The sequence below is a fragment of the Kribbella sp. C-35 genome, assembly GCF_046549195.1.
Classification (GTDB): domain Bacteria; phylum Actinomycetota; class Actinomycetes; order Propionibacteriales; family Kribbellaceae; genus Kribbella.
Genome location: NZ_JAJPWG010000006.1, coordinates 115,795 through 142,032, shown reverse-complemented (window position 1 = coordinate 142,032; position 26,238 = coordinate 115,795). Strand labels below are relative to the sequence as shown.

The window sequence follows — 26,238 nt, the reverse complement described above, 5'->3', positions numbered from 1 at the left end:
CAGAGCACGCCGTACCGCGCTCCCGGTTTAGCGGCCTTCCGACGTACACAGACAGACCTTGTTGCCCTGGGGATCCGCGAGCACGATGAACGCCGGCGCCTCCTCGTCGTACACGACCTTGCCCCCGGCCGCGAGCGCCGCCTCGATCCGTCCCGCCAGGTCCGCGTCCCGAGTGGCGACATCCACGAAGGACGCGCCGAGCCGCACGTCAGGTACGGCGTCCTGGCACACCTCGCCGACTCCCGCGACGAAGCGCACGCCGTCTGCATAAGCGTCGATCAAGAACCTCGCATGCAGCTTCTGCGCAAGCTTCCGCCAATCCTGCAATCCAGTCAATGGCCGAGGTTAGGACCCCGCACCGACAGTTCTCTCGTGCAGGGTCGCGAGATCGCGCTCGGCGTACCGGCGGTGCTCGAACTCCTCGCCGAGGATCGTGCCGAGGCATCTGCCGACCACGTAGCTCTCGGACGCCGGGTAGCCAGGCCCCGGCACGGGCGTCGTCTGCTCGGTCAGCTGATCGTCGGTGAGGTCCGCTAGGAACGTCCGTACCGCCGTCATCCGATCAGTCCGCAGTTCGAGCACCTCGTCGAGGGACGGACGGGCAGCGCGATCGCGCGGCACGGATGGGATGTCGTGCATCTCGTCGTGGGGCAGGTCCAGCGGGTGCCACGGCTCGGGCTCGCTGAGGACAGCACGCCGTACCCAGGCGTCCGTTGCGAACACGAGGTGCCGGAGCGTCTCGATGAACGACCACTCGCCATCCACCGACTCGTGCAGCAGCTCCGGCGGCAACCGGCGGGCCTTCGTCACGGTCTCGGACCACAGTTGTTCGAGCAGGTCCCACGCTTCGCGGTAGCCGTCGGCGTCCGTCGGGCGCATCAGCTCGCGGCCCGGGTACCGGCGGTTCAGTTCCGCGTCGACCAGCGGGACGACGTCGATGCCCCAGACCGTCAGGTTGCGGATGTCGCCGTCGAGCGACACGTCGACCAGTCGCGCGTTGCGGATCGTCGTACCGCTCAGGTCCACGTCGTCGAAGTAGGCGCCGCTGAGATCGACGTCCTGGAACACCGCGTTCCGGAGCGTCGACTCCTCGAAGCGCGCCCCGGTCAGATTCTGCGCCTTGAACTCGGTCACGCCGCCAGCTTTCCAGACCGTGCCGCGCGGAGGAACAGGTCCGTGATAGATCTGCTGTCGGTACGCCGCGCTCGGACGTGCCTCCCGCCTTCAGAACGGAGCGGCATGTACCGCAGGCTCGTCCTCAAGCTGTCCGGCCAGGCGATCGCCGGCCCGAACGAGTTCGGTTTCGCCAGTGACCGGCTCACGCATCTCGCGACCGAGGTGATCGCGCTGCGCGCCACCGGCGTCCAGGTCGCGGTCGTCGTCGGCGGCGGGAACGTGTTCCGGGGCAACCGGGCGGACGACTGGGGCATCGACCGGGTCGAGGCAGACAACATCGGCATGCTCGGCACGGTCATCAACGCGGTTCTGCTGCGCGGGCGGCTCGCGGCGCTCGGTGCGCACGGCGTACGGCTGATGACCGCGATCCCGATCGACAACCTCGCCGAACCGTACATCCGGCTGCGCGCGCTCCGGCACCTGGAGAAGGGCTCGATCGTACTGCTTGCCTGCGGCAACGGGCAGCCGTTCACCACCACGGACTACCCGTCGGTGCAGCGCGCCGTGGAGTTGGACGCGGACGCGTTGCTGGTCGCGAAGAACGGCACCGACGGCGTGTACGACGCCGACCCGAACAAGCACCCCGACGCGCGGCGGTTCGACCACCTGACGTACGCCGAGGTCATCGACCGCGGCCTCGGCGTGATGGACCAGACCGCCTTCATCCTCGCCCGCGACCACCACCTCCCCCTGCACGTCTTCGACATCGACCGCCCCGGCGCCGCCTCCGCCATCCTCAACGGCACTCCGTTGGGCACCCTGATCAACTGACCTCGCGCGCGATCGTGTCGAGATGCGGCTGAATCCAGTCGCCACCCGCGGCATGCTCAGCCTGTAACGCGATCAGCGACCAGAGCGCGCGGTACATCGAAAGCGTCCGGGCCGGTGCGTCGACGGCGCCATACCCCGCCAGAAACGCGGCCGTCACCTCCGGCCCGGCCATGGACAACCGCGCAAGGTCGAACAGCGGATCGCCGTACGCCGCGTCGCCCCAGTCGAGGATCCCGGCCAGCTCGGCACCCGCGGCGTACACGTGCCGCAGATGCAAATCCCCGTGCAGCAACGCCGGCACCACCCCCGCCACGCTGTCCACAAAGCCCGGCATCACCTCCCGAACCCGCGCCGCAAGCTCGACCGGCAACACGTCCAGCCCGTCGAGCACACCCCACAACCGATTCCCCCACACCGCCGACGGGTCGACGATCGTGTGCACGCGCCGAACGCTCTCCCCAACCACCCGCAGCACCGCGCCGAGGTCCGGTGAGCCCGCCATAAGCGGCCGCCCAGGAAGCTCCCGCATGATCAGGTACTCCGCAGACGACGCCACCACCTCAGGCGCAGGTACGCCAACCGACCGCGCGAGCCGACACGCATCAGCCTCTTCCGCGACCGTCGCGCCGGCCTTCAGGTAGTAGACGGCATCACGCGTTTCGAGGCGGAACGTCTGGTTGCCGACGAATCCGTTGACCGGGGTCGCGCGGACGACGGGACCAACGTGCGGTATCGCGAGGGCGATGGGGTCGTCGAGCATCTGAGTCAGCCTACGGGTGGGTGTAGGTGGGGGCTAAATGGTTTGTTCGCGGGTGGGCAGGGTTGGTGTACTCGGGGCGTACTGAAGAACAGGTGTCTGGTTAAGGAGTCCGTCATGCGACCTCGCTTCATGGCTGTTGCGGAGACCGATGGCACCTGTTCTAAGGACATGAAGCGGCGTGGAAGTACTGAATCTTGGGATCCTGGCGCATGTTGACGCCGGAAAGACCAGCCTGACCGAGCGGCTGCTGTACGCCGCCGGAGTCATCGACGAGGTCGGCAGCGTCGACGACGGGAACACCCAGACCGACTCGCTCGCGCTCGAACGGCAGCGCGGGATCACGATCAAGTCCGCGGTCGCCGCGTTCACGATCGGCGACGTCGGCATCAACCTGATCGACACCCCGGGGCACCCGGACTTCATCGCCGAGGTGGAGCGCGCGCTGAGCGTGCTCGACGGCGCGGTCCTGGTCATCTCGGCGGTGGAAGGCGTCCAGGCGCAGACGCGCGTACTCATGCGCACCCTGCACCGCCTGCGCATCCCCACCCTGATCTTCGTCAATAAACTCGACCGCGCCGGCGCGCGGTACGACGGCGTACTGCGCGAGATCGCCGCGAAACTCACCCAGGAGATCGTCCCGATGGGCGAAGCGGCGTACCTCGGCACACCCGAGGCGACGTTCAAGCCGATCGTGCAGGAGGACGCCCTCGTGGAGGTCCTCACCCGGCACGACGACGCGCTCCTGCAGCGGTACGTCGACAACGAACCACTGTCGTTGCACCAGGCGCTCATCGCCCAGACGCACCAGGCGATCGTCCACCCCGTGTACTTCGGATCCGCGATCACCGGCGCGGGCACCGAAGCGCTCGCCGACGGCATCCGGGAACTGCTCCCCCGCGCCCGCACCACCGGCGTACCGCTCGACGGCACAGTGTTCAAGGTCGAACGCGGACCGGCCGGCGAGAAGATCGCCTACGTACGGATGTTCTCGGGGACGACCCAGGTGCGCGAGCGTGTGCGGTACGGCGACGCGGACGGGAAGATCACCGCGCTCGAGGTCGTCGGCGAAGGCCCCGCGGCCACGATCCGGGCCGGCCAGATCGGCCGCTTCTGGGGCCTCGCGGAAATCCGCATCGGCGACACCCTGACCGATTTCCGGAACGTTTCCGCCACAGAGCAGCACATTGTTTCGGGATCGGCGTTCTCACCGCCCACGCTCGAGACGGTCATCACCCCGCGGAAGCGCTCCGACAAGGGCAACCTCCGGGTCGCGCTCACGCAGTTGGCGGAGCAGGACCCGCTGATCAACCTCCGCCAGGACGACCTGCGCCAGGAAACCTACGTCTCGCTGTACGGCGAGGTCCAGAAGGAGGTCATCGAGTCGACGCTGGCCACCGACTTCGGGATCGAGGTCGACTTCCGCGAGACCACCACGATCTGCATCGAGCGGATCGCCGGGACCGGGCAGGCGGTCGAGTTCAACAAGAAGGACGCGAACCCGTTCCTCGCCACCGTCGGGCTCCGCGTCCAAGCGGCCCCGGTCAACGCCGGCGTCAGCTTCGAACTCGAGGTGGAACTCGGCTCGATGCCGTTCGCGTTCATCAAGGCCGTCGAGGAAACCGTCCGCGAAACTCTGCACCAGGGCATCCACGGCTGGCAGATCCCGGACGCCCGCGTCGTGATGACGCACTCGGGGTACTCCGCCCGCCAGAGTCACGCGCACGCCGTGTTCGACAAGAGCATGTCCAGTACGGCAGGCGATTTCCGGTTCCTCACCCCGCTGGTCCTGATGACCGCACTCCAGGAAGCGGGTACGACGGTGCATGAGCCGATGCACCGCTTCCGTCTGGAGATCCCGACCGACACGACCCGCGCCGTCCTCGCGGCCCTCGCCCGGCTCCGGGCGATCCCGCAGGTCCCGGCGCTGGCCGCGGAAACCTCAACCCTGGAAGGAGAAATTCCCGCGGCCGCCGTGTACGAACTCGAGCAGCAGCTCCCCGCCCTCACCCGCGGCGAGGGGGTCCTGGAGTCGGCGTTCGAGCGCTACCAACCGGTGACCGGCCTGATCCCGGAACGGCCGCGCACCGACCACGACCCCTTGAACCGCCGGGAGTATCTACTCCACGTACAGCGTCGGGTCTAAGCCCATTCGACCAGTTGCACGACGACGCCGTTGGGGTCGGTGACCTGGAACAGCTTCTCGCCCCAGGGCTCCTCGCGCAGCGGCATCGAGATCGTGACGCCCTCGGAGCGCAGGCGCTGCTCCTCGGCCTCGATGCCGCTGATCGTGAACGCCAGGATCAGGCCCGCGGCGCGCTGGTCACGCTGCTCGGGCGGCAGGATCTCGATGCCGCGCTGCAGCAGGACGACATCGACGGCGTCGTCGTCACGGGTGAGCTTCGCGAAACCTTCCGCCGCGACCTCCTCGGAGTACCCGAGGTGCTTGGTGAAGAAGGCGTGCGAGGCGGCGACGTCGTCGACGGTGAGCGACAGGGTGGATGCGTTGATCTTCAGGGGATTCCTTCCGGAGAACTCGGTGTACGGACGAACTGCGATCAGCGGTTGCCGCGCCGCGCGTTGAGGCGGCGGGTCATCGGCTGCTGGTAGCGCACGACGCGGGTCTGCGCCGTCTGCCGTTGGTTGCCCCGGCGATCGAACGCCGAGCCGGCCGCACCGTGTTTCGGAGTGCGCATCCACTACTTCCCTTCGGAGTATTTTTACGACGGGAGTAACTTTAACCAGAGTCTGAGTGTGCTGTCAACATACTTTTACGTCGGGGGTATGATTTCTTCATGGACACCACGACGACCGCTCCGCTCGGGCTGCGCGAGATCAAGAAGCAGGAGACCCGGCAACTGATCTCCGACCAGGCGACCCGGCTCTTCATCGCGCGGGGTTTCGAGGAGACGACCATCGCCGAGATCGCGGACGCGGCCCGGGTCGCGAAGAAGACCGTGACCAACTACTTCGCCCGCAAGGAGGATCTGGCCCTCGACCACCAGGCCGCGTTCGTCGCCTCGCTGGCCGACGCGGTGACCTCGCGTCCGGACGGCGAATCGGCCTACGCGGCGCTGCGGCGCGCGTTCGACACTGCGGTCGCCGCGCAGGACCCAGTGGCGGGGTTCGCCGGGCCGGAGTTCACCCGGATGATCGCCGACAGTCCTACGCTGACCGTCTGCCTGCGCAGTCTCCACGATCAACGCGAGCAGGCCCTGGCCGCTGCCCTCGCGGCGGAAGTCGGCGCAGCGCCGGAGGACATCGCCGTACGCACGACCGCCGGGTTGCTCGGTACCGTGCACCGCATCCTGTTCCAGCGCATCCAAGAACTCACGTTGGCAGGCGTTCCCAACGCAGAGATCGCCGGCATCGTTGCCGGAGACGCCAATCGCGCCTTCGACCTACTCGGTCCCGCCCTCGACAACTACCCGACAACCTGAGCCGCAGCGGCCGTGGACGACGTTGGCGCCGAGGTCGTCGTCCGTGGTGATCTCGGCATCCAGCCCGTGGTCGACCATCACCGCCCACGCGACCGGCGCCTGCTGATCACTCATCTCGACGAACAGATGACCGCCCGGCTTGAGCCACTCCGCGGCGCCGGCGACCACGCGACGCAAGGTCGCGAGGCCGTCCGGTCCCCCGTCCAGCGTGACGTGCGGCTCATACAGCCGGGCCTCCGGCGGGAGTAGTCGGATCTCGTCGGTTGGCACGTACGGAACGTTCGCCAGCAGTACGTCGACCTCACCACGCAACCGCTCCGGCAACGCCGCGAACAGATCGCCCTGATAGACCGTCCCGCCAAACGGCTCCAGATTTCGGCGAGCACATCGCACCGCGGCCAGCTCGATGTCAGCGGCGTACAACGACACCTCGCGCTCGGCCGCGACCGCGGCGCCCAAGGCACCGGAGCCGCAGCCGAGGTCCAACACGACCGAACCCGCAAGGGTGACCCGCAGCGCTTCGGCGACCAGGAACTCGGTACGCCGACGCGGGATGAACACCCCGGGATCGACAGCGATCCGCAACCCGCGGAACGAGGCCCAGCCGACGACGTACTCCAACGGCGACCCGGCAACCCGCTGGTCGACCATCGCGGCGAGCTCGGCCGCGTCGCGCGCGGTCTCGACGATCAGCGCAGCCTCGTCCTCGGCGAACACACATCCGGACGCGCGCAACCGCTCGACGATGAGGCCGAGCTCGGCAGGAGAAGAAACAGACACAGACCAACGAACCCCTTTGAGAACTGCGTCAGCTTACCCGAACGCGTTCACCCCGGTGAGCTGCGCCGACACCGTCCACAGCCGCTCCGCCTCGGTGGGATCGATCGCGTACGGGCGTACTCCCGGCGCGTCGTCGCTCGACACCTCGGCGACCTCGCAGTCCTCGAGGAAAACGCCGCCGAGCCCGTCGAGCTGCGGGGACGTCGCCGCCCACACCTGGGTCGCCGCACCCTGCGCCGGGCTCTTGAACGCCGGGTTCAGTTCGTTGCCGTCCTCGTCGATCCAGCCGAAGTCGACCATCTCCTGCTTCTCCAGGTGCCGCTGCAGCGGGGTCAGGATCCCGCCAGGATGCAGCGCGAACGCCCGTACGCCGGATTCCTTGCCGAGAGCATCGAGCTGGACGGCGAACAGCACGTTCGCGGTCTTCGCCTGCCCGTACGCCTCCCACTTGTCGTACCCCAGCCGGAACTCGAGGTCGTCCCAACGGATGTCCGACCGCCGGTGCCCGGTCGACGACACGGACACGACCCGCGCGCCACCGTCAGCCGCGATCGCCGGCCACAACCGGTTGACCAGCGCGAAGTGACCCAGGTGGTTGGTCGCGAACTGCGCCTCCCACCCCGGCCCGACCCGCGTCTCCGGCGCCGCCATGATCCCCGCGTTGTCGATCACGATGTCCACGGACCGCCCCGAGGCGAGGAACCGCTCGGCGAACGCCTCGACACTCTTCAGATCACCGAGGTCCAGTTCATCCACCTCGGCCTCGCCGAGAACTTCCCGCGCCGCATCCGGCCGCCGCGCCGGTACGACGACATGCGCGCCGGCCTTCGCCAGCGCCTTGGTGGTCTCTAGACCGAGACCGGAATATCCACCGGTGACGATCGCCAGCTTGCCGGTCAGGTCGATCCCGGCGAGTACGTCGTCCGCGGTGCTGTCGTGCCCGAAACCCGAGCCGATCTTGTGTTGTGCACTCATGTCATCGAGCGTACGAATTAGAGTTCGCTCTAGGTCAAGTCGCGAGGTGCGGGTCCAGCCGCAGAGATTCGGCCAGGCGTTGCAGCGCCGGGTTGGGGTTGTCGGGGCTCCAGCAGGCGTGGAGGGTGACCGAGTGCGCGTCGGCCGCGTCCAGTTCGCGGTAACGGACGCCTTCGACGCCCATCGCCATGATCGAACGCGGGATCAACGCACAGCCCAAGCCGGCGCGGACCAGCGCGAGCATGGTGGGCACCTGCGAGGCCAACTGGCTGACGGCGTAGCGATCCATGCCGATCATGGCCGCACAGATGTCGTGCAGGTACTGCGATCCCTCCGGGCTGTACCCGATGTAGTCGTCCGTCACGTCCACCAACGACACCGCCCGGTCGCCCTGTGCCAGTGGATGCGAGGCGGGCACGGCGAGGACCAGGTCCTCCGAGTGGACCAGCAGCGACTCGAACTGCGCCGGGATCGGCGGCCGCACGAGGCCGATGTCGATCTCGAGATTCGCCAGTGCGTCGAACTGTGCCGGGCTCACCAGCTCGGTCAGCTCGGCCGTGACCCCCGGCGTTCGTTTCCCGACCATGGTCAGGAAGTCCGCGAGTACGGCGTACGCGCCGATCGCGGTGAACGCGAGGCGGAGCGTTCCGGTGGTCCCGTCCGCCGCGCGCCGGGTCGCCTCAGGCGCGACTTCTAGCAGTGCTAGCACTCGGCGGGCGTGTTCGAGGAAGACTCCCCCGGCTGCGGTCAGCCGGACGCCGCGGCCGGTGCGATCGAAGAGGCGGACGTTGAGCGTGCGCTCGAGGCCCTGGATCTGCCGGGTCAACGGCGGCTGGGTCATGTTCAGGCGCTGAGCGGCGCGGCCGTAGTGCAGTTCCTCGGCGACGGCGACGAATCCACGGAGTTGCTGGAGCGACAGGTCCATGGCGGCCATGCAAGCACGGTATCGGTCCATACGTAAATAGGCTTGGACCGGCATAACGGAAAGCGCCTACCGTCGGAGCACCACCCACCGAAGGAGCCGACACGGTGCCGAAACTCGCTGCCCTCTTCTCCCCCGAACGCGCCGCCGACGTGATCGACCCGGAGACCCGCCGCCTGCTCGAAGATCGCTTCGACGTCGTCTGGGCAACCGCCGACCACACCACCGGCCCCGGCTCGCCCGCGAGGCCGCCGGCGCTCGACCCGGCCGCCGTACCGGGGCTCGCCGAAGGCGCCGACGTGCTGCTGACCAGCTGGGGTACGCCGCACCTCGACAAGGAACTGTGGGCCGACGGCAACGGTCCGAAGGTCGTCGCGCATGCCGCGGGGACGGTGAAGAACCTGATCGATCCGGTGATCCTCGACCAAGGCGTCGGGGTGTTCTCGGCAGGTCCGCGGATCGCGTGGTCGGTCGGCGAGTACTGCCTCGCGTCGATGCTGACGCTGGCCCGGAGGCAGCCCCGGTTCGATGGTGCGGTTCGCGGCGGCGGGTGGAAGCAGACCGAGTACCGCGGGCATGAGCTGGCCGGCGCGAAGGTGGGGATCATCGGCGCGAGCAGTACGGCGCGTGCGTTGATCACACTGCTCAAGCCGTTCGGCTGCGACGTGGTGGTGTACGACCCGTACCTGAGTGCCGAGCGCGCCGCCGAGCTCGGGGTTCGGCTGGCCGAGCTGCCGGAAACGTCCGAGAGCGCTTTCTTGACGATCCACGTGCCAAATGTGCCGGAGACGAAGGGCATGATCACGCGCGAGCTGATCGAGCGGCTCCCGGACGGCGCGGTCGTGGTCAACTCCTCACGCGGGCCGGCGATCGATCAGCAAGCACTGCTGGAACACGCCGTTTCCGGGCGGATCTACGCGGCGCTCGACGTCTACGACCCGGAGCCGCCGAAACTCGCCGAGAGCACTCTCCGAGCCGAGAACCTGTTGCTCACCCCGCACATCGCCGGCGACACCGCCGAGGGTCACCTCGCGCTCGCGGGCTACGTGCTGAAGGACGCCCTCCAGTGGCTCGAAGACGGCACCCGCGGCCCCAGCTTCGTCGACCCCGCCCTCTGGTCGATCGCCGCCTGACCCGCCCACGCCAAGCAGCGAGAGGACTGATTTCCTTGTCCCGCATTACCCAGGTTGAGGTCTTTGCGGTTGCGGTGCCGTTCGCGCGGCGGTTCGTGCTCGGAAGCGGCGCGGTCGGCTCCCCCGACGCCGCCCCGGACCAGGCCGGCGCGGTGATCTTCGTGAAGCTCACGACCGAGGACGGCGTGGTCGGCTGGGGAGAGCAGAGAGCGCTCCCCAGCTGGAGCTACGAGACCGCCGAGACGATGGCGGTCGTCATCCGCCGCCACCTCGCCCCGATCCTGCTCGAACTCACGCCGTTCGACGTCGAGCTGTTCCACCAGCGCGCCGCCAAACGCCTCAGCCCCGCCGTCTCGAACGGTTTCCCGTTCGCCCGCGCCGCCGTCGACGTCGCGATGCACGACGCGGCCGGCAAACTCGCCGGAGTCCCCGTGCACGCGCTGCTCGGCGGCAAGATCTACGACGAGATCCCGCTCTGCTCCGCGATCGGCGTCGGCGACCAGGAAACGGTCCGCGAACACGCGCTCCAGTCGTCCGACTATGCGGCGTACAAGGTCAAGATCGGCGGCGACCTGGACGCGGACACCGCCGCGATCGAGACCGTCGCGGAAGTTGCCGACGGCAAACCGCTGTGGCTGGACGCCAACCAGTCGTACCGCCCGGCGGCGCTCAAGCAACTCCGCGACCGGACGGCGCACATCCGCACGATCCACTGCGTCGAGCAACCCGTCCCGAGCACCGACACGCTCGCCATGCAGCGTGTGCGCGAGCTCATCGACCTGCCGGTCGCGATCGACGAAGGAAGCTTCTCCGCGCAGGACCTCGCCCGCGCGATCCGCCTGAACGCCGCGGATCTCGTCGTCGTCAAGGTCTGCAAGTCAGGCGGACTGCGCAACGCCCTCAAGACCGCCCAGACAGCGCTGGCGGGCGGCGTAGAACTCCTCGCCAGCGGCCTGACCGACTGCGGCATCGCGTTCGCCGCCGCACTGCACGTGTTCAGTCAGCTCGAGCTCGCCCTGCCCGCCGAGCTCAACGGACCGGAGCTGCTGACCGATCTGTACGTGGACGGGCTGAGCATCACCAAGGCCGTCGCAACGGTCCCCACCGCCCCTGGACTGGGCGTCGAGGTCGACGAGGAGCGCATCCGCGCCGAGTCGATCGACCTGCTCTACCGGTGAGGAGAACCATGAGCACCAACCTGACCCGCCGCAGCGTGCTCCAGCTCGGCGGTCTGGCCGGCATCGCGCTCGCGGCCGGCTGTTCGTCGGGGCCGCCGGCCGGCACCGCCACCTGGGCGATGTGGTCCAGCAGCGCCGCCGAGAAGAAGGTCTGGGAGGACTTCGGCAAGTACGTCGAGCAGCAGCTCGGCGTGAAGTCGGTCGCCACGCTGACCCCGTCGAGCGGCTACCCGACCAAACTCGACCTGCAACTCGTCAGCGGTACGGCGAGCCTGGTCACCGCGCTCAACGGCCAGTTGATCCCGACGTACGCCGCCCGCGGCGCGCACCGGCCGCTCGACGACCTGATCGCCGCGGATCCCGACTTCAAGCTCGACGACTTCTACGACACCAGCCGGAAGATCTCGGGCTTCAACAACAAGACGTACGCGATCGGCTTCGACGTCGCGCCGACCGTCCTGTACTACAACAAGGACCTGCTCAAGAAACAGGGCATCCCGCTGCCGTCCCGCACCGAACCGATGTCCTGGGCAACGTTCCGCGACCTCGCCAAGCAGCTCACCAAACCCGGCGAGCAGTACGGCTTCACCTGCGCGCCGGCCATCGACGACCTCGTGTCGTGGATCTACTGCGCCGGCGGGAACGTGATGAGCGCCGACGCGAGCCGCAGCGCGCTCGGCGACCCCGAGGCGATGGAGGCGCTGCAGTTCGTCATCGACCTGTTCGTGAAGGACAAGGTCACCCCGCCGATCAAGAACCTGGTCACCGAGAGCTCACTGTCCAACTTCATGCAGGGCAACGTCGCGTTCATGCAGAACGGGCCGTGGCAGGTCGTGAACGCCCGGAAGGCCAAGTTCGACTGGGACATCATCCCGTTCCCGGCCGGCGCGAACGGAAGCACGCCGCGCGTCTCGGGGTCCAGCTTCGCCATTCCATCGGGGGTACGCGAGGGCGCCCAGCTCGATCTCGCGTGGAAGCTGCTCAAGACGCTCACCAGTACCGGCGCGCTCGACATCTACGCCAAGGCCGGCCGCAACAACCCGGCCCGGCTCAGCGCCGGGAGCGCGTTCCAGCCGCCGCCCGACAACCTCGGGATCGTCCAGGACATCCTGGCCGGCAAGGTCGCCGGCGGACACGCCTTCGACGTCACCACGAACTGGAACCAGGTCAAGCAGCTGCTCGGTCAGGATCTCCCGCGCACGTTCCTCGGCCAGGTCAGCGTCCCGGACGCCATCAACGGCCTGACGCCCCGTCTCGACGTACTGATGCGGCAGCATCTCGACACCGTCCGCCAAGCCACAGCCAGAAAGGGGTGAGCACAATGGCCATCTCCACGACAGACACCGCACCCGTCACCACCGCACCGGCACCGGTCAAGCACGCCCCGCCGCCGCGCTGGCGCAGCCGCGAAGCGCTCACCGCCTGGCTCTTCATCCTGCCCAGCCTGATCGGCTTCCTGATCTTCACCGCCGGACCGGTCGTCGCCGCCGGCGTCATCTCGCTGCTGAACTGGAACCTGTTCAGCGCACCGACCTGGGCCGGCCTGCACAACTTCGCCCGCCTCGGCCCCGATCCGACGTTCTGGACGGCGCTCGGCAGTACGGCGTACTTCACGCTGGTGAGCGTCCCGCTGACGATCCTGGTGAGCCTGCTGCTCGCACTGCTCCTCCATCAGGGCCTGAAACGGATCGCCATCTTCCGAAGCCTCCTGCTGTTGCCGTACGCAACCATCACGGTGGCGGTCGCGTTCGTCTGGATCTGGCTGTACATCCCGCACGACGGCCTGGTGAACGCCGTGCTCGGATGGTTCGGCATCAACGGGCCGGCCTGGCTCATCTCCGACACCTGGGCGATGCCCGCGTTGATCCTGATGAGCGTCTGGAAGAGCTTCGGCTTCGGCATGGTCGTCTTCCTGGCCGGCCTCCAGGCCATCCCGCAGCAGCTGTACGAAGCGGGCCGTGTGGACGGTACGTCGCCGTGGAAGAGCTTCCGGCACATCACGCTGCCGATGCTGTCCCCCGCGCTGTTCTTCGTGATCGTCACGTCGGTGATCGGATCGTTCCAGGTCTTCGACCAGGCGCTGATCATGACGAACGGCGGCCCGGGCACCCGCACCACCACGCTGGTCATGTACATCTACCGGACCGGCTTCGAGAACTACGACCAGGGGTACGCCGCCGCGCAGTCGCTCGTGCTGTTCGCCTTCATCGTGCTGATCACCGCAGGTCAGTTCCTGTTCCAGCGGAGGCTGGTGCACTATGACAACTGAAATCCGCCGGAAGCTGGTTGTCTTCACCTGTTTCCTGGTCACCGCGATCACGCTGGTCCCGGTCGTCATGATGGTGCTCGTCGCGTTCCAGTCCGACGGCGAGTCGATGGCCGCGAAGCCGTCGTTCTGGCCGAGCAGCTGGCACCCCGAGAACCTGACCCGCGCGTTCGAGCTCGTCCCGCTCGGCAAGTACCTGCTGAACACGATCTACTTCGCGGCCGGTACGACGCTGCTCGAAACGGTCACCGCGGCGCTCGCGGCGTACGCGTTCGCGCGGCTGAACTTCCCCGGCCGGAGCTGGCTGTTCGGCATCTACCTCGCGACCCTGATGATCCCGTCGCAGGTGACGCTGATCCCGCAGTTCGTGCTGGTCGCGAAGCTGCACGGCATCGACACCTGGCCGGGCATGATCCTGCCGCACGCGTTCACCGCGATCGGCGTGTTCCTGCTCCGGCAGTTCTTCCTCGGCATCCCGCGCGACTACGAGGAAGCCGCCCGGCTGGACGGCGCCAACCGGTGGCAGGCGTTCGTCCGCGTCATCGTGCCGCTCGCGGTGCCGGCCATCGCGACGCTGGCGGTCTTCAAGTTCATCGGCCAGTGGAACAACCTGCTGTGGCCGTTGGTGATCTCCAACAGCGACGCCACCCGGACCGCATCGGTCGGCCTGCAGGTGTTCCAGGACACCAACGGCACCCAGTGGAACCTGCTCCTGATGGCAGCCACCGTCACCACGATCCCGCTGATCGTCCTGTTCTTCCTGACCCAACGCTGGTTCGTCCGTGGAATCACCATGAGTGGCCTGGGAGGCCGTTGATGTCGTATCTGTGGTCCGTCTTCACCAAACCCTGGATCGGGTTGCCCGGTGACGAGCTCGGCCGGCTGATCTCCGGACTCGGATTCGCCGGCGCCGAGGTCCCGGTGCGCGACACGGCGTACGTGACACCGGCGACCGCCGAGGCCGAGCTGCCGAAGTTCACCGCCCAGTTACGGGCCGAGGGCATCGAACCCATCAGCGTGGCGAGCGACCTGTCCGAGCAGGTCTTCGCCGCGTGCGCGGAATCCGGCGTACCGATGATCCGGATCATGTCCGACCTCGGCCCCGACGGGTACGCCGCGTCCGTACGACGCAACCGCGAGCTGCTCGAACAGGCCGTCGTACTCACCGAGCGGTACGACGTACAGGTCGGAGTCCAACCGCATCACGGGCGGTACGTGTCGTCGACGCTCGGCGTACTGCAGCTGCTGGACGGGCTGCCCGACCGGTTCAAGCTCGTGTGGGATGCGGCTCATGACGCGCTCGCCGGTGATCATCCTGCGGTGACACTGGAACTCGGCGCGGACCGGCTCGGCATCGTGAACCTGAAGAACGTCCACTACGTCCGCGCGGACGGCGGCTGGAAGACGAACTTCGTCGAGGCCGAGGACGGGTTGTCCGACTGGCCGGCCGTGTTCGCGACGCTGCGGCAGCTCAAGTACACCGGCCCGATCTGCCTGACGGGTCAGTACTCCGATCCCGCCGTACCGGTGGAGACCCGGCTGGAAAGAGATCTGCGGTTCGCTGTCACATCGGCCGCACAGCATCCGTCAAGGGAGTGAAATCAACGGATCACACTTTGGAGAACCTCCCATGCAAGCACGGATGACCAACCCCGCAATGGTTCTGCCCGACGCCACGAAGGGCATCCAGAACATCTACAAGGCGATCGGGCAGTCCGGCACCGACGGTACGACACTCGAACTCGTGCACCTGCGCGCCAGCCAGATCAACGGCTGCTCGCCGTGCGTGTTCGGCGGCGTCAAGTCGGCCCTGAAGAACGGCGAGACCGACGAGCGGCTGCACCAGGTCGCGGCCTGGCGGGACTCCGACCTGTTCACCGACGCCGAGCGCGCGGCCCTCGAGATGACCGAGGCCGCGACCCGGCTGGCCGACAACCCGACCGCGGTCACCGACGAGATCTGGAGCGCCGCCGCCGACCACTTCGACGAGAAGGAACTGTCGGCGATCATCCTGATGATCGGGCTCACCAACCTGTTCAACCGGCTCAACACCACGGTGCGCGCGCCAGCCGGCGCCACCTGGTAGTCACTACGCTGGGCCCCGGATGTCGAGAAGATGTCCGGGGCTCCGACGTACCCGGGTGAATGGAGGCAAGCGATGAAATACATGCTGCTGATCTATGGGAACGACGAGACCTGGGACACGTTGCACGCCGAAGGCATCGAGCAGGTGCTGGACCAGCACCGGGTCCTCTCGGAGGAGTTGAAGGCGAAGGGCGAACTCGTCGACGGTATCGGGCTCACCACCGCGAACGCGCGCGTGGTGAAGGTGAACGACGGCGTCGCGGCGGTCACCGACGGGCCGTTCACGGAGGCCAAGGAAGTCCTGGCCGGCTACTACATCGTCGACTGCAGTCTCGACCGGGCGACGGAGATCGCCGCGCGGCTGCCGGAGGCAAGGTACTCACCCATCGAGATCAGGGAGTTCACCGATCCGATGGAGAGCTAGCCGGCCTCAGCTGGGCGTTGGACACCTGAGACCGGCGATTCGCTGACTCAGACCGCCGACGCCCGAACTGGCTCGTTGGACGCGAGGATGACCCCACCTGAGGCGGGTTGATCACCCATGCCCCGGCCACCTTGGACGTAGACGGTTGTGCCGGGCGCCGGCGCCTGGGCACCGTCGCCGAGTCGCAGCGTGGTCGTCATTCCGTTGCTCAGTCTGAGCATCGCCACGCGTCGCGGCCGCACCGACGGAATCGACGAGCTCACCTCGTGGATGCCGGTACACACCGCCGGTTGGATCGAAGCCCGGCCGAGTCCCGCGTTGCCGTGACTCCTCACATCACGGCACTGCTCGGCGAGCCTACTCATCGCTGACACACTTCCCCCTTCTCATCGTTACTCTCCCCGAGTGTTGGATCAGGCAACCCTCGCTGAGAGTGACGGTCTTTTCAAGGGATGGTGACCGGAATCCCGAGTGCCGGAACTCCTGTCCAGCCTGTGTTACGACCATCCTTACTGGCCACCGTTACTGACCACCGAAGCCAGTGGTAGCAATGCCCTTGATGATCTGGCGCTGGAAGAACAGGAACACCACGACCAGCGGCAGCGCGGCCAGGATCGCGGACGCCATGTTCTGCGCGTACTGCAGCCCATAAGCGCTCTTCACCGTCTGCAGGCCGACCGGCAACGTCATCAGGTCCGCGTCCGTGGTCACGATGAACGGCCACAGGAAGTTGTTCCACGCCCCGATGAACACGAAGATCGCCACCGCGGCGAGGATCGGCCGCGACAACGGCAGGACGACAGACCAGAACACCCGTAGCCGCCCCGCGCCGTCGACCCGCGCCGCGTCCTCCAGCTCGACCGGGATCTGGTCGAAGAAACGCTTGAGAATCAGGACCATCGCGGGCGCGAACGCCTGCGGCAGGATGATGCCCCAATACGTGTCGACCAGGTTGAACGCCAGCATCTGCCGGAACAACGGCACGATCAGCAACTGCGGCGGAATGATGATCGCCGCGATGATCGCGGCGTACAACAATCGCTTGCCCTTGAAGTTCACCCGCGAGAACGCGTACCCGGCCAGCGCCGACGTCGCGACCGTGATGAACGTGATCGCCACCGACGTGATCAAGCTGTTCCACGCCCAGGACGGGATGTCGCCGGCGGACAGCACCTTGCGGTAAGCCTCGAAGCTGAGACCGTCAGGCGGGTTCAGCGTGATCTGCGACGCACCGGCGTCCGCTTCGCTCTTCAGCGACGTGAGCACCGCCCACGCGAACGGCACCAGCCACGTTACGGCCAGGACCGCAAGGACGAGCAGCGCGGCCATTCTGGACACGCTCCAGGGGTTTTCGCCTGGCTTGTGCGTTTGTTTGATCGAACGACTCAGGGTGTAAGTGCTCACGAGGCGCTCCTGCGGTTGATCAGCTTGTACTGCGCCAGCGACACCAGGACGATGAGCGCGAAGAACAGGTACGAGATGGCCGACGAGTAACCGAACCGGTAGCCGGTGAAGCCGGACTCGTAGATGTACTGCACGATCGACCGCGTCTTCCCGGCCGGACCGCCGTTGGTCAGCATGTAGATCTGGTCGAACACCTTCAGCGACGCGAGGATCTGCAACGTGACCAGCAGCGCCGTGGTCGGTGCCAGCTGCGGGATCACGATCGAGAACAGCTGCCGCCACTTGCCCGCGCCGTCGAGTGCCGCGGCCTCGAACTGCTGCTCGGGAATGTTCTGCAGCGCCGCCAGGTAGAGCAGGAAGTTGAACCCGATCGTCCACCACAGCGTGGTGACCACGACCGAGATCATCGCCACATTCGGGTCCTGCAACCACGCCACCGGCGCAATGCCGAACTCGCCGAGGACGCCGTTGATGAACCCGAGCTTCGGGTTGTACATCCAGCTCCAGAACATCACCACGACGGTCGACGCGAGCAGGTACGGCAGGAAGAACGACAGCCGCCACAGCCAGCGCCCCGGCAGGCCGAGGTTCACGAGCAGTGCGAACGCGAGTGACAGGACGATGAGCGGGACCGTGCTCAGCACCGTGAACCACACGGTGTTCCCGAGCGACTTCCACATGTCCGGGTCCCGCAACGCGTCGGCGTAGTTGGAGAATCCGACCAGTCCGCTCCCCGCACCGGTCAGCGTCTCGCCGGTGAAGCTGAGGTACAGGCCGTAGATGGCCGGCACCACCAGAAAGAGCACGAACAGTACGGCGAACGGCGCCGCGAAGGCCCACCCGGCGAGGGTCTCCCCACGCTTCGCCCGAGCCTTGCCCTGAGCAGTGACCTCCGCCGTCGTCGCGGCCGGAGTGTCGATAGCAGTAGACATCTGTGCCTCTCCTCTCACACCGGCTGCGGACGGTCGAGCAACTTGTTCAGCCGGCCGACGAACCCGTCGAACCCGGCCGCTGGATCACCACTGCCGAGGAACACGTTCTGCACGTTCTCGGCGAAGTAGTTCTGGAAGTCGCTGCCCGCGCCGCTGAACCACACGTCCGGGTCGTAGTTCACGTACGCCGGGATGCCCGCGTAGTTCGACTGCGGCTTCAGCGCCTGGTACTCCGCGCTCGTCGCGACCGGCTGGTACGCCGGGATGTGGCCGCCGCCGGCCCACTTCACCGACCGCTTCAGCAGCTCGGCCACCATCGTGTAGACGTGCTTGCGGCGCTCCGGCGACACCTTCGACTGCCGCGGCAGCACGAACGTGTGTGAGTCGGCGTACGCCGCCTGCGTCCCGAACATGGTCGGGATCGGTACCGCGTCGACGGGCAGCTTCGCTTCCTTCAGCACCGGGAGCTCCCAGACACCGCCGAAGAACATGCCGCTTTCGCCGTGCAGGAACTCGCTGGTCGCCGTACCGCCGTCGCCGCTGCGCGAGGCGATCGTGTCGTTGAGCAGGGACCGGATGAAGGTCAGGGTCTTCACCGCGGCGTCCTTGTCGACCTCGGCCTGCCGGCCGGGTACGAGCTTCATGTCGGCGCCGGTCTGCCTGTAGAGGGTGTAGAACAGCCGCCACATCTGGGCGCCGTCACCGAGGTAGCCGTACGACAGGCCATGCTTCCCGGTGACCTTCTGCAGCTTGGTCGCGACCTCGGTGAACTCCTCCGGGCTCTTCAGCGAGTGCAGAGCCTCCGTGACACCGGCCTTCTCAGCGTGATCGGTGTTGTAGTAGAGCACGAACGGGTGCGTGTCGAGCGCGATCGCGTACAGCTTCCCGTCGTACTGGCACTTCTCCCAGACGCGGTCAGGGAAGTCCTCCTTGTGGAGGCCGGCCTCGGCGAGCAGGTCGAGATCCCACGGCTCGAGCAGGCCGCCCGGCGCATAGCCCGCGATTCGGGACGCGTGCATGATCGCCACGTCCGGGGCGCGGCCGCCGGCCGATGCCATCGCGAGTTTCGTGTAGTACGGCGGTCCCCAGGCGAGCACCGTCTGGGTCGTGCGAAAGCCGAGGTTCGCGGCGTTGACGGCGTCCACCAGGCCTGCCATCACCGTGCCGTCACCACCGGTCAAGAGGTGCCAGTAGTTCAGGTTGGTCGTCGTACGCGACGCACCGGGCGCGCAGCCGACGAGCAACCCACCACCGGCCAGCGCGGCCGCTGCTTTGAGCAGGCTGCGCCGGGAGAAATCTTCACTCATGCGGTCTCCTTCGGGGGCGACCCGAAAATTACATCGTTAGAATGACCGGCACAAGACTCCGATGTGGGATTTTGTGGAAACGTATCCGTTAACGTGCGGTACTGGCGCGCTCGACCACGCGGTGCGGGATCATCACCCTGCGCGGCGGCGCATCCTTGTCCGCCATCCGCTCGGCCAGCAGGTCGAGGGCCGCGGCGACGAACTCCCGCCGGTCGAAGGCGATCGTGGTCAGCGGCGGGATCATGAACTGGCTGTCGAGGATGTTGTCGAACCCGGCCACCAGCGTCTGCTTCGGTACGTCGATACCCGCGCTCCACAGTGCGGACAAGGTCCCGGAGGCCATCGTGTCGGTGAAGCAGAAGAACGCGTCCGGCAACTCGTGCTCAGCCAAGTACTTCCCCACCACGGTCGCGGCACCCTCGGGCCGCCAGCGGTCGAGGCTGATCTCGAGGCTCGGATCGATCGGTACGCCGGCCTCCTCGAGCGCCTCGCGGTACCCCTTGGTCCGCAGCCGCGACGCCGCCGTACCCGGGGCTTCGGCCGAGCCGCCGAGGACTCCAGCGCCGCTGGAGCCGCGCGGGATCTCCGGCGTACCGACGGCTGCGATGCGCCTGCAGCCCTGTGCCAGCAGATGCTTCGTCAGGTCCCGCGCAGCCGCGACGTTGTCGATGGCGACCTGGCTCACGACGTCCTGGTCGACGTCACCGATCAGCACAAGCGGCGGCAGCGGACCGGCCGTCATCACCGCGCTGTCGTCGAGGTTCACCGGGTTCAGGATCAGACCGTCCACCAGGTACGCGCGGGCCTTCGAGAGCAGCTCGAACTCGCGCTTGGGCTCGGCCGCGGTCTGCTCGATCTGCACACCCAAGCCGCGCTCGTGGGCGAGCTCGACGACCAGGTGCACGATCTCAGCGGAGTACGGCCGGAGCAGGTCGGGCAGCGCCAGCGCGATCATGCCGGAGCGGCCGTTGCGGAGCCCACGTGCGCTCATGTTCGGCACGTAGTCGAGCTCGGCGAGCGCACTCTCCACCCGGGCCCGGGTCTCGGGACGCACGAACACGACGCCGTTGATCACGTTCGACACCGTCTTCGGCGACACCCCGGCGAGCTTGGCGACATCTTTGACGGTGGGACGCATGGTGCCCATTGTCACACCTGGCACACGTTGTCACGCATCAGCGCGTAACCAGGGCACCGCCGTTCACATGCAAGACCTGACCGGTCAGGTGGCGGGCGGCAGGTGATGCGAGGAAGTGGATGGTGCCGGCGATGTCCTCGACCTGACCTTCGCGTTTGGTCAACGTTGCCTGCAGCAAAGTCTCGCGGCGCTCGGCGGTGAGCCGGCCCTGGAAGAACTCGGTCTCCGCGGTGAAGCCCGGCGCGACGACATTGGAGGTCACCCCTCGGGCCCCGAGCTCGGTCGCCGCGTCGACGTTCCACATCGCCAGCGCCGCCTTCGAAGCGCCGTACGAACCCGCCCCGCGGGCACCCGCGATCGAGCCCAGATGCACGACGGCGGTGGTGAGTCGGGGCGCCAGGGCCGTCGTCGTGAGGACTGCACTGATCAGGTTGGCGTCGAGGTTCGCCAGCCAGTTCGCCTTCAGTTGTGCGAGATCGCCGTCCGGACGGCCGAAGTCGGTGTTGCCGCCGGCATTGTTGACCAGAACATCGACCCGCTCGGGCAGTTCGTCCAGCAGTCGCTCCACCTGCGCCGGATCGGTCGCGTCGCACACCACTCCCCTGGCTCCGAGGTCCGCGGCGGTCTTCTCGAGTACGTCGGCGCGCCGGCCGGTGATCACCACCTCGTCGCCGTCCGCGCGGAACCGCTCCGCGGTCGCCCGCCCGATCCCGCTCGCTCCCCCGGTCACCACGATCGTCCTCATTCGACTTCCTCACGTTTAGCTCTAAATGTTTAGACCTAAACGTAGCATGGGTCCGGTGAGCGACAACTACCCACTGGACGCCCCGAGTCCGTACCCGGCCGCGGAGATCGCCCGTGCCTGGCAGCGGGAACGCCCCGGTACGCCGACCGACTCGATCGAGATCGTCACTCCCCTGTGGCGGCTGGCGAAGCTGTTCGCCGACGACCGGCGCCGCGTCCTTGCCGACGCCGGCGTGGATCCCGCGACGCTCGATCTGCTCAGCGTGCTGCGGCGCGCAGGTACGCCGTACGAGCTCAGTACGCGCGAACTGGCCCGCCGTACGCTCGTCACCGCCGGGGCGATCTCACAGCGGGTCACCCGGGCCGAGGACAGCGGGCTGGTCACGCGGCGACCCGCGGACGACGGGAGTCGCGCGGTCGTCGTCACGCTCACTCAGGCCGGCCACGACCTGATCGAGAGGACGGTCGACCAGGTGCTCACGCGAGAGTCCGAGCTGGTCGCGTCGCTCTCCCCCACCGCCCGCACCCAGCTCGCGGGCCAGCTCCAGGGTCTGCTCGACGAAGTCGCCCGGGTCGCTCGCAAACCTTCCTGACGGCCTTGAAGCTTTTCTCCAAGGCTGGAGGTGCAGCGGCAGAGCAAAGTTCGCATGGGCGGTTCAATGAGACCATTGAAGGATGCTTCCTGCTGACAGTCACGACGTCATCCAGGTGCGCGGCGCCCGCGAGAACAACCTCAGCGGCGTCTCGCTCGACATCCCCAAACGCCGGCTCACCGTCTTCACCGGAGTCTCCGGTTCCGGCAAATCCTCACTCGTCTTCGACACCATCGCCGCCGAGTCCCAGCGGCTGATCAACGAGACCTACACCGCGTTCGTGCAGAACTTCATGCCGAGCCTCGGCCGGCCGGACGTCGACGCGCTGCGGAACCTGTCCGCCGCGATCATCGTCGACCAGGAACGGATCGGCGCCAACGCCCGCTCCACCATCGGTACGGCGACCGACGCCCACACCATGCTCCGAGTGTTGTTCAGCCGCGCCGGTACGCCGTACGCCGGACCGCCCTCGGTCTTCAGCTTCAACCGGGCCGAAGGCATGTGCCCGGTGTGTGAAGGGCTCGGGTGGACCACCGAGTTCAACCTCGACGAACTCGTGGACCGCGAGAAGACCCTCAACCAGGGGCCGATCAAGGCGCCCGGGTACTCGGTCGACAGTTGGCACTGGCAACTGATGGCGCAGTCGGGCCTGTTCGACCCGGACCTGCCGCTGAAGGACTACCCGGCCGAGGCGTGGCAGCAGTTCCTCTTCCAGGAGCCGATCAAGATCCGGGTCGGCAAGAGCAATCTGACCTTCGAAGGGCTCATCAGCAAGCTGAAACGGCAGTACCTGAGCAAGGATCCGCAGTCGATGCAGAGCCACGCGCGAGCGTTCGCCGAGCGCGCGATCCGGCAGGAGACGTGCCCGGACTGCGGCGGCGTACGGCTCAACGAAGCGGCCCGGAGTGTCACCGTGGACGGCCGGACGATCGGTGAGTGTTCGGCGATGCAGATCAGCGACCTCGCCCAGTTCGTTGCCGGGGTCAACCATTCGGGGGTCGGGCCGATGCTGGACGGGCTCCGGCACCTGCTCGAGTCCTTCGTGACGATCGGCCTCGGATACTTGAGCCTGGATCGCGAGTCGTCGACGCTGTCCGGAGGTGAGGCGCAGCGGGTGAAGCTGGTGCGTCATCTCGGGTCCAGCCTGAGCGATGTCACCTATGTCTTCGACGAGCCGACGGTCGGCCTGCATCCGCACGACATCCAGCAGATGAACGACCTGCTGCTCCAACTGCGGGACAAGGGCAACACGGTGCTGGTCGTCGAGCACAAGCCGGAGACGATCCGGATCGCCGATCACGTCGTCGACCTCGGTCCCGGTGCGGGGCTGTCCGGCGGGCGGCTCTGCTTCGCCGGCGACGTGGACGGTTTGAAGACCTCCGGGACGCTCACCGGGCAGTATCTCGATCACCGCGTGACCGTGCGGGACGACGTACGACGCCCGACCGGGAAGATCGCGATCGAGAACGCGACGCTGCACAATCTGCGCGACGTGAGCGTGGACGTTCCGCTCGGCGTCCTCACGGTGGTGACCGGGGTCGCGGGATCCGGGAAGAGTTCGCTCATCCACGGATCGCTGGCGGGGCGGGACGGCGTGATCATCGCGGGTCAGGAACCGATCCGCGGGTCGAAGCGGAGCAATCCGGCGACGTACACCGGGCTGCTGGATCCCATCCGCGCGGCGTTCGCGAAGGCGAACAAGGTGAAGCCCGGGTTGTTCAGCGCGAACTCGGTCGGCGCCTGTCCGACGTGCAAGGGCATCGGGCTGGTGTACACGGACCTCGCGATGATGGCCGAGGTTGCGTCGGTGTGCGAGGACTGCAACGGGGCCCGGTTCACGGCCGAGGTGCTTGGGTATCGGTTGCGCGGCAAGAACATCAGCGAAGTACTGCGGATGACGGTGGCCGAGGCGCGCGAGTTCTTCGGACCGAGTACAGCACGGACGGCGCGGACCATCCTGGATCGGCTCGCGACGGTCGGGCTCGGGTACATCGGGCTCGGGCAGCCGCTGACCACACTCTCGGGTGGTGAACGGCAACGGCTCAAGCTGGCGATCAACATGGGCCGGACCGGGTCGATCTACATCCTCGACGAGCCGACGACCGGACTGCACCTCGCCGACGTCGACAAGCTCCTCGGCATGCTCGACACGCTCGTCGACCAGGGCAACACGGTGATCGTGATCGAGCACCACCAGGCGGTGATGGCGCATGCCGACTGGCTCATCGATATCGGCCCGGGAGCCGGCCACGACGGCGGCCAGGTCGTCTTCACCGGAACCCCCGCGGACCTGGTCGAGAGCAGCCCGACCATCACGGCCGAGCATCTCCGCGAGTACGTGTCAGTGGCCTGAGAAGCGGTCGATGTCTGCGAGTTCCTGGGTGAGGTCCGCTGGTTCGAAGAGGTCGACCGCGAGGGTGGCGTGCTGCCAGGTGCCGATGGGGCGGCCTGCTTGCACGATTGCGGGACGCAGCATGCCGCCGCCCGGGAAGATCGAGGTCGGCAGGTCGAAGTGGCGGTTCTGATAGCCGAGCAGGTAGGCGTCGAACTCGCCGAGCATGCGGATGTCTTGGCAGCCCGGGAGGTCCTCGACGGCGTGCAGGGCGGTGGTCTCGACCTCGAAGGAGGTTGTGGCCACCGCCTCGACGGCTCGGCGAGCGAGCGGTAACGGCAAGCCGGACCAGGTCGCGAAGTCGCGTGCGGTAGCTGGGCCGTAAGCGGTCAGGTAGCGGCGGGCCAGGTCCTCGGGATCGCCCTCGAGGACCAATGGCTTGCCCAGCCAGTCGCTGACGGCGACCCAGCTCTCCCCCGGGCCGTAGCAGAGCCGGCCGAGGAGTCCGGTGTGGCGGATCAGGGCGTAGATCGCCTGCCCTTTCGGTTCTGCGACCAGGCCGGCGCGGACCAGTACGTCGGCCAGTTCGGCGCGGTTGCTCGGGCCGTGGGCGAGCAGCCAGTCCTCGAGTACGTCGGCGGCCTCGGCGCGGATGCGTTCCGGCAGGCCGAGTTCGCCGTACCGGCGTTCGGTGTCCTTGATCGCCTTCGGGCCGAGCAAGCCGAGCAGCGGGCCGGCGTCCTCGGTCGCGACGAGTTGGAGAGTGCCGCGCATGAACCAGCCGCGGATCACGGAGCGGTCGGTCGCCTGGGCCGTCGAGACGTCGGCGAGCGTGGTCGCGGTCGATCGGGCGCGGACGGCGTACGACGCTCCTCGCCAGGTCTGGGCCTGGAGTCCCCCCGCCCGGCGTACGACGTCGGCCACCCCTCCGGGGCCGGCCTCGTTCACCGGACGCGCGAGGCAGTTGGCCTGCATCCTGGCTGCCAGTAACCAGTCCACAGACCTCCGCGCCACCTTTGCATGACACCACGAACCGGGCCTGTGCGCATCCCTAAAGACAAAAGTCGTCAGAGGGCAGGCTCGACCAGATCGGCGTACGCCGCCTGGCCGGTCACATTCGGGTGGTAGGACTCGCTGACCGGGTTGGACAGGCCGTTGATCCACTCCGGGCTGCCGCACACCGAGTGCCCGATGAACTTCGACGTCGGGTTCACGAACGTGAAGCCGGCCGCGCCCGCCGACGCCGAGACCTTCGAGTTCAGCAGGTCGGCGGTCCCGTTCAGCTTGGTCATCTCGTCCGGGCTGAAGAACGTGCCGGCGTTGCAGTCGGTGCCGTTGAACAGGCGCGGGTACCCGACCACGACGACCTTCGCCGACGACGCCCGGCTCCGGATCGACGAGTACAGGCTGTTCAGCCGGCCCGGCAGCGTGTTGTTGATGATCGAGTTCGCGTTCGCGACCGCGCTGTTGCAGTCGCCGAGCCAGGACGGCTTGGCGCATTCGGTGATCACCGACGAGAAGCCGGCGTCGTTGCCGCCGACCTGGACGGAGACGATGTTGGTGGAGCTGGTCACCGAGGACAGCTGATTGGCGGTGACGTCGGCGACCCTGGCGCCGGAGCAGGCGACGAACGTGAGGTTCGCGCCCATCCGGCCGGCGTCGATGTACGCGTACGCCTTCGTGGAGCGCTGGCAGGACCCGCTGCTCGAGATGTAGGTGCGGGTCCCGACACCGGAGGCGTACGAGTCGCCGAGTGCGACGTAGTTCGGCGCCGCGGCATGCGCGACACCCGGGCTGAGGAGGATTGCGGCGCCGAGGGCCGCGGCGGAAAGCAGACTGGCGAATGACTTCATGGGGGCGGACCGCCTTTGCCTGAGCGGG

The 26,238-nt window shown here is 67.5% G+C and carries 28 protein-coding genes; 13 read left to right on the top strand and 15 right to left on the bottom strand.

Going from position 1 to position 26,238, the window contains the following annotated elements; translation table 11 throughout:
- Window positions 1-27: 27 nt before the first annotated feature.
- Together ACLJOO_RS35290 and ACLJOO_RS35285 are read right to left on the bottom strand one after the other, a co-directional pair.
- The gene (locus ACLJOO_RS35290; protein WP_410792016.1) at window positions 28-336 is read right to left on the bottom strand and encodes a VOC family protein; all 309 of its coding nucleotides are present in this window, start codon (window positions 334-336) and stop codon (window positions 28-30) included.
- Between the two features lie 9 nt (window positions 337-345).
- Window positions 346-1,134, bottom strand: a complete 789-nt coding sequence (locus ACLJOO_RS35285; RefSeq protein ID WP_410792015.1) for a DinB family protein — start codon at window positions 1,132-1,134, stop codon at window positions 346-348.
- A gap of 105 nt (window positions 1,135-1,239) precedes the next feature.
- Between ACLJOO_RS35285 and pyrH the strand changes: the two genes are divergently transcribed.
- Complete coding sequence (pyrH, locus tag ACLJOO_RS35280) at window positions 1,240-1,947, top strand: UMP kinase (protein WP_410792014.1); 708 nt, start codon at window positions 1,240-1,242, stop codon at window positions 1,945-1,947.
- Here pyrH and ACLJOO_RS35275 read toward each other — a convergent pair.
- Complete coding sequence (locus tag ACLJOO_RS35275) at window positions 1,940-2,707, bottom strand: phosphotransferase family protein (RefSeq protein ID WP_410792013.1); 768 nt, start codon at window positions 2,705-2,707, stop codon at window positions 1,940-1,942. The two genes, pyrH and ACLJOO_RS35275, sit on opposite strands and share 8 nt — an antisense overlap.
- 178 nt (window positions 2,708-2,885) lie before the next feature.
- Between ACLJOO_RS35275 and ACLJOO_RS35270 the strand changes: the two genes are divergently transcribed.
- A complete protein-coding gene (locus ACLJOO_RS35270; protein WP_410792012.1) occupies window positions 2,886-4,850 on the top strand; it encodes a GTP-binding protein in 1,965 nt (654 codons plus the stop codon).
- Here ACLJOO_RS35270 and ACLJOO_RS35265 read toward each other — a convergent pair.
- On the bottom strand, window positions 4,847-5,404 hold the full coding sequence (locus ACLJOO_RS35265; protein WP_410792011.1) for a VOC family protein: 558 nt from the start codon (window positions 5,402-5,404) through the stop codon (window positions 4,847-4,849). The two genes, ACLJOO_RS35270 and ACLJOO_RS35265, sit on opposite strands and share 4 nt — an antisense overlap.
- 95 nt (window positions 5,405-5,499) lie before the next feature.
- Here ACLJOO_RS35265 and ACLJOO_RS35260 point away from each other — a divergent pair, with 95 nt between their 5' ends.
- Window positions 5,500-6,144 carry a TetR/AcrR family transcriptional regulator gene (locus tag ACLJOO_RS35260; protein ID WP_410792010.1) on the top strand — a complete coding sequence of 215 codons (645 nt, stop codon included), beginning with the start codon at window positions 5,500-5,502 and terminating at the stop codon, window positions 6,142-6,144.
- Here the strand turns inward: ACLJOO_RS35260 and ACLJOO_RS35255 are convergent.
- The 3 genes from ACLJOO_RS35255 to ACLJOO_RS35245 are packed head-to-tail and all read right to left on the bottom strand — an operon-like array spanning window position 6,106 to window position 8,833.
- Window positions 6,106-6,924 carry a putative protein N(5)-glutamine methyltransferase gene (locus ACLJOO_RS35255; RefSeq protein WP_410792009.1) on the bottom strand — a complete coding sequence of 273 codons (819 nt, stop codon included), beginning with the start codon at window positions 6,922-6,924 and terminating at the stop codon, window positions 6,106-6,108. The genes ACLJOO_RS35260 and ACLJOO_RS35255 overlap by 39 nt on opposite strands.
- A 33-nt stretch (window positions 6,925-6,957) precedes the next feature.
- Entirely contained in the window at window positions 6,958-7,899 is a 942-nt protein-coding gene (locus tag ACLJOO_RS35250) for an SDR family NAD(P)-dependent oxidoreductase (protein ID WP_410792008.1), read from the bottom strand.
- Window positions 7,900-7,933: 34 nt separating this feature from the next.
- Window positions 7,934-8,833, bottom strand: a complete 900-nt coding sequence (locus ACLJOO_RS35245; protein ID WP_410792007.1) for a LysR family transcriptional regulator — start codon at window positions 8,831-8,833, stop codon at window positions 7,934-7,936.
- Window positions 8,834-8,928: 95 nt separating this feature from the next.
- Between ACLJOO_RS35245 and ACLJOO_RS35240 the strand changes: the two genes are divergently transcribed.
- From ACLJOO_RS35240 to ACLJOO_RS35205, 8 genes are all read left to right on the top strand, one after another.
- Window positions 8,929-9,954, top strand: a complete 1,026-nt coding sequence (locus ACLJOO_RS35240; protein WP_410792006.1) for a hydroxyacid dehydrogenase — start codon at window positions 8,929-8,931, stop codon at window positions 9,952-9,954.
- Between the two features lie 35 nt (window positions 9,955-9,989).
- Complete coding sequence (locus ACLJOO_RS35235) at window positions 9,990-11,132, top strand: mandelate racemase/muconate lactonizing enzyme family protein (RefSeq protein WP_410792005.1); 1,143 nt, start codon at window positions 9,990-9,992, stop codon at window positions 11,130-11,132.
- Window positions 11,133-11,140: 8 nt separating this feature from the next.
- The gene (locus ACLJOO_RS35230; RefSeq protein ID WP_410792004.1) at window positions 11,141-12,448 is read left to right on the top strand and encodes an ABC transporter substrate-binding protein; all 1,308 of its coding nucleotides are present in this window, start codon (window positions 11,141-11,143) and stop codon (window positions 12,446-12,448) included.
- Between the two features lie 5 nt (window positions 12,449-12,453).
- Window positions 12,454-13,401, top strand: a complete 948-nt coding sequence (locus ACLJOO_RS35225; RefSeq protein WP_410792003.1) for a carbohydrate ABC transporter permease — start codon at window positions 12,454-12,456, stop codon at window positions 13,399-13,401.
- Entirely contained in the window at window positions 13,391-14,215 is an 825-nt protein-coding gene (locus ACLJOO_RS35220; RefSeq protein ID WP_410792002.1) for a carbohydrate ABC transporter permease, read from the top strand. The genes ACLJOO_RS35225 and ACLJOO_RS35220 overlap by 11 nt, the downstream gene beginning before the upstream one ends.
- Window positions 14,215-14,997, top strand: a complete 783-nt coding sequence (locus ACLJOO_RS35215) for a sugar phosphate isomerase/epimerase family protein (RefSeq protein ID WP_410792001.1) — start codon at window positions 14,215-14,217, stop codon at window positions 14,995-14,997. The genes ACLJOO_RS35220 and ACLJOO_RS35215 overlap by 1 nt, the downstream gene beginning before the upstream one ends.
- A 43-nt stretch (window positions 14,998-15,040) precedes the next feature.
- A complete protein-coding gene (locus tag ACLJOO_RS35210) occupies window positions 15,041-15,484 on the top strand; it encodes a carboxymuconolactone decarboxylase family protein (protein WP_241998548.1) in 444 nt (147 codons plus the stop codon).
- Between the two features lie 72 nt (window positions 15,485-15,556).
- Window positions 15,557-15,907, top strand: a complete 351-nt coding sequence (locus ACLJOO_RS35205) for a YciI family protein (protein ID WP_410792000.1) — start codon at window positions 15,557-15,559, stop codon at window positions 15,905-15,907.
- Window positions 15,908-15,954: 47 nt separating this feature from the next.
- Here ACLJOO_RS35205 and ACLJOO_RS35200 read toward each other — a convergent pair whose 3' ends face one another.
- The 6 genes from ACLJOO_RS35200 to ACLJOO_RS35175 all read right to left on the bottom strand — a co-directional run bounded on the left by ACLJOO_RS35200 (window position 15,955) and on the right by ACLJOO_RS35175 (window position 21,433).
- Window positions 15,955-16,272 (bottom strand): hypothetical protein, encoded by a 318-nt coding sequence (locus ACLJOO_RS35200; RefSeq protein WP_410791999.1) that lies wholly within the window; start codon window positions 16,270-16,272, stop codon window positions 15,955-15,957.
- Between the two features lie 157 nt (window positions 16,273-16,429).
- Window positions 16,430-17,236 (bottom strand): carbohydrate ABC transporter permease, encoded by an 807-nt coding sequence (locus ACLJOO_RS35195; protein WP_410791998.1) that lies wholly within the window; start codon window positions 17,234-17,236, stop codon window positions 16,430-16,432.
- Between the two features lie 71 nt (window positions 17,237-17,307).
- Complete coding sequence (locus ACLJOO_RS35190) at window positions 17,308-18,243, bottom strand: carbohydrate ABC transporter permease (RefSeq protein ID WP_410791997.1); 936 nt, start codon at window positions 18,241-18,243, stop codon at window positions 17,308-17,310.
- A gap of 14 nt (window positions 18,244-18,257) precedes the next feature.
- Entirely contained in the window at window positions 18,258-19,550 is a 1,293-nt protein-coding gene (locus ACLJOO_RS35185) for an extracellular solute-binding protein (protein ID WP_410791996.1), read from the bottom strand.
- Window positions 19,551-19,638: 88 nt separating this feature from the next.
- Window positions 19,639-20,688: a LacI family DNA-binding transcriptional regulator gene (locus ACLJOO_RS35180; RefSeq protein ID WP_410791995.1), complete on the bottom strand. Its 1,050-nt coding sequence runs from the start codon at window positions 20,686-20,688 to the stop codon at window positions 19,639-19,641.
- 37 nt (window positions 20,689-20,725) lie between these two features.
- Window positions 20,726-21,433, bottom strand: coding sequence for an SDR family NAD(P)-dependent oxidoreductase (locus ACLJOO_RS35175; protein ID WP_410791994.1), 708 nt, complete (start codon window positions 21,431-21,433; stop codon window positions 20,726-20,728).
- A gap of 46 nt (window positions 21,434-21,479) precedes the next feature.
- Here ACLJOO_RS35175 and ACLJOO_RS35170 point away from each other — a divergent pair, with 46 nt between their 5' ends.
- Together ACLJOO_RS35170 and ACLJOO_RS35165 are read left to right on the top strand one after the other, a co-directional pair.
- Window positions 21,480-22,025, top strand: coding sequence for a MarR family winged helix-turn-helix transcriptional regulator (locus ACLJOO_RS35170; RefSeq protein ID WP_410791993.1), 546 nt, complete (start codon window positions 21,480-21,482; stop codon window positions 22,023-22,025).
- Window positions 22,026-22,107: 82 nt separating this feature from the next.
- Window positions 22,108-24,378: an ATP-binding cassette domain-containing protein gene (locus tag ACLJOO_RS35165; RefSeq protein ID WP_410791992.1), complete on the top strand. Its 2,271-nt coding sequence runs from the start codon at window positions 22,108-22,110 to the stop codon at window positions 24,376-24,378.
- On the opposite strand, the gene ACLJOO_RS35160 is transcribed toward ACLJOO_RS35165, so the two are convergent.
- Together ACLJOO_RS35160 and ACLJOO_RS35155 are read right to left on the bottom strand one after the other, a co-directional pair.
- On the bottom strand, window positions 24,367-25,356 hold the full coding sequence (locus ACLJOO_RS35160; protein WP_410791991.1) for a winged helix DNA-binding domain-containing protein: 990 nt from the start codon (window positions 25,354-25,356) through the stop codon (window positions 24,367-24,369). The genes ACLJOO_RS35165 and ACLJOO_RS35160 overlap by 12 nt on opposite strands.
- A 68-nt stretch (window positions 25,357-25,424) precedes the next feature.
- Window positions 25,425-26,210: an SGNH/GDSL hydrolase family protein gene (locus tag ACLJOO_RS35155; RefSeq protein ID WP_410791990.1), complete on the bottom strand. Its 786-nt coding sequence runs from the start codon at window positions 26,208-26,210 to the stop codon at window positions 25,425-25,427.
- Between the last annotated feature and the right edge of the window lie 28 nt (window positions 26,211-26,238).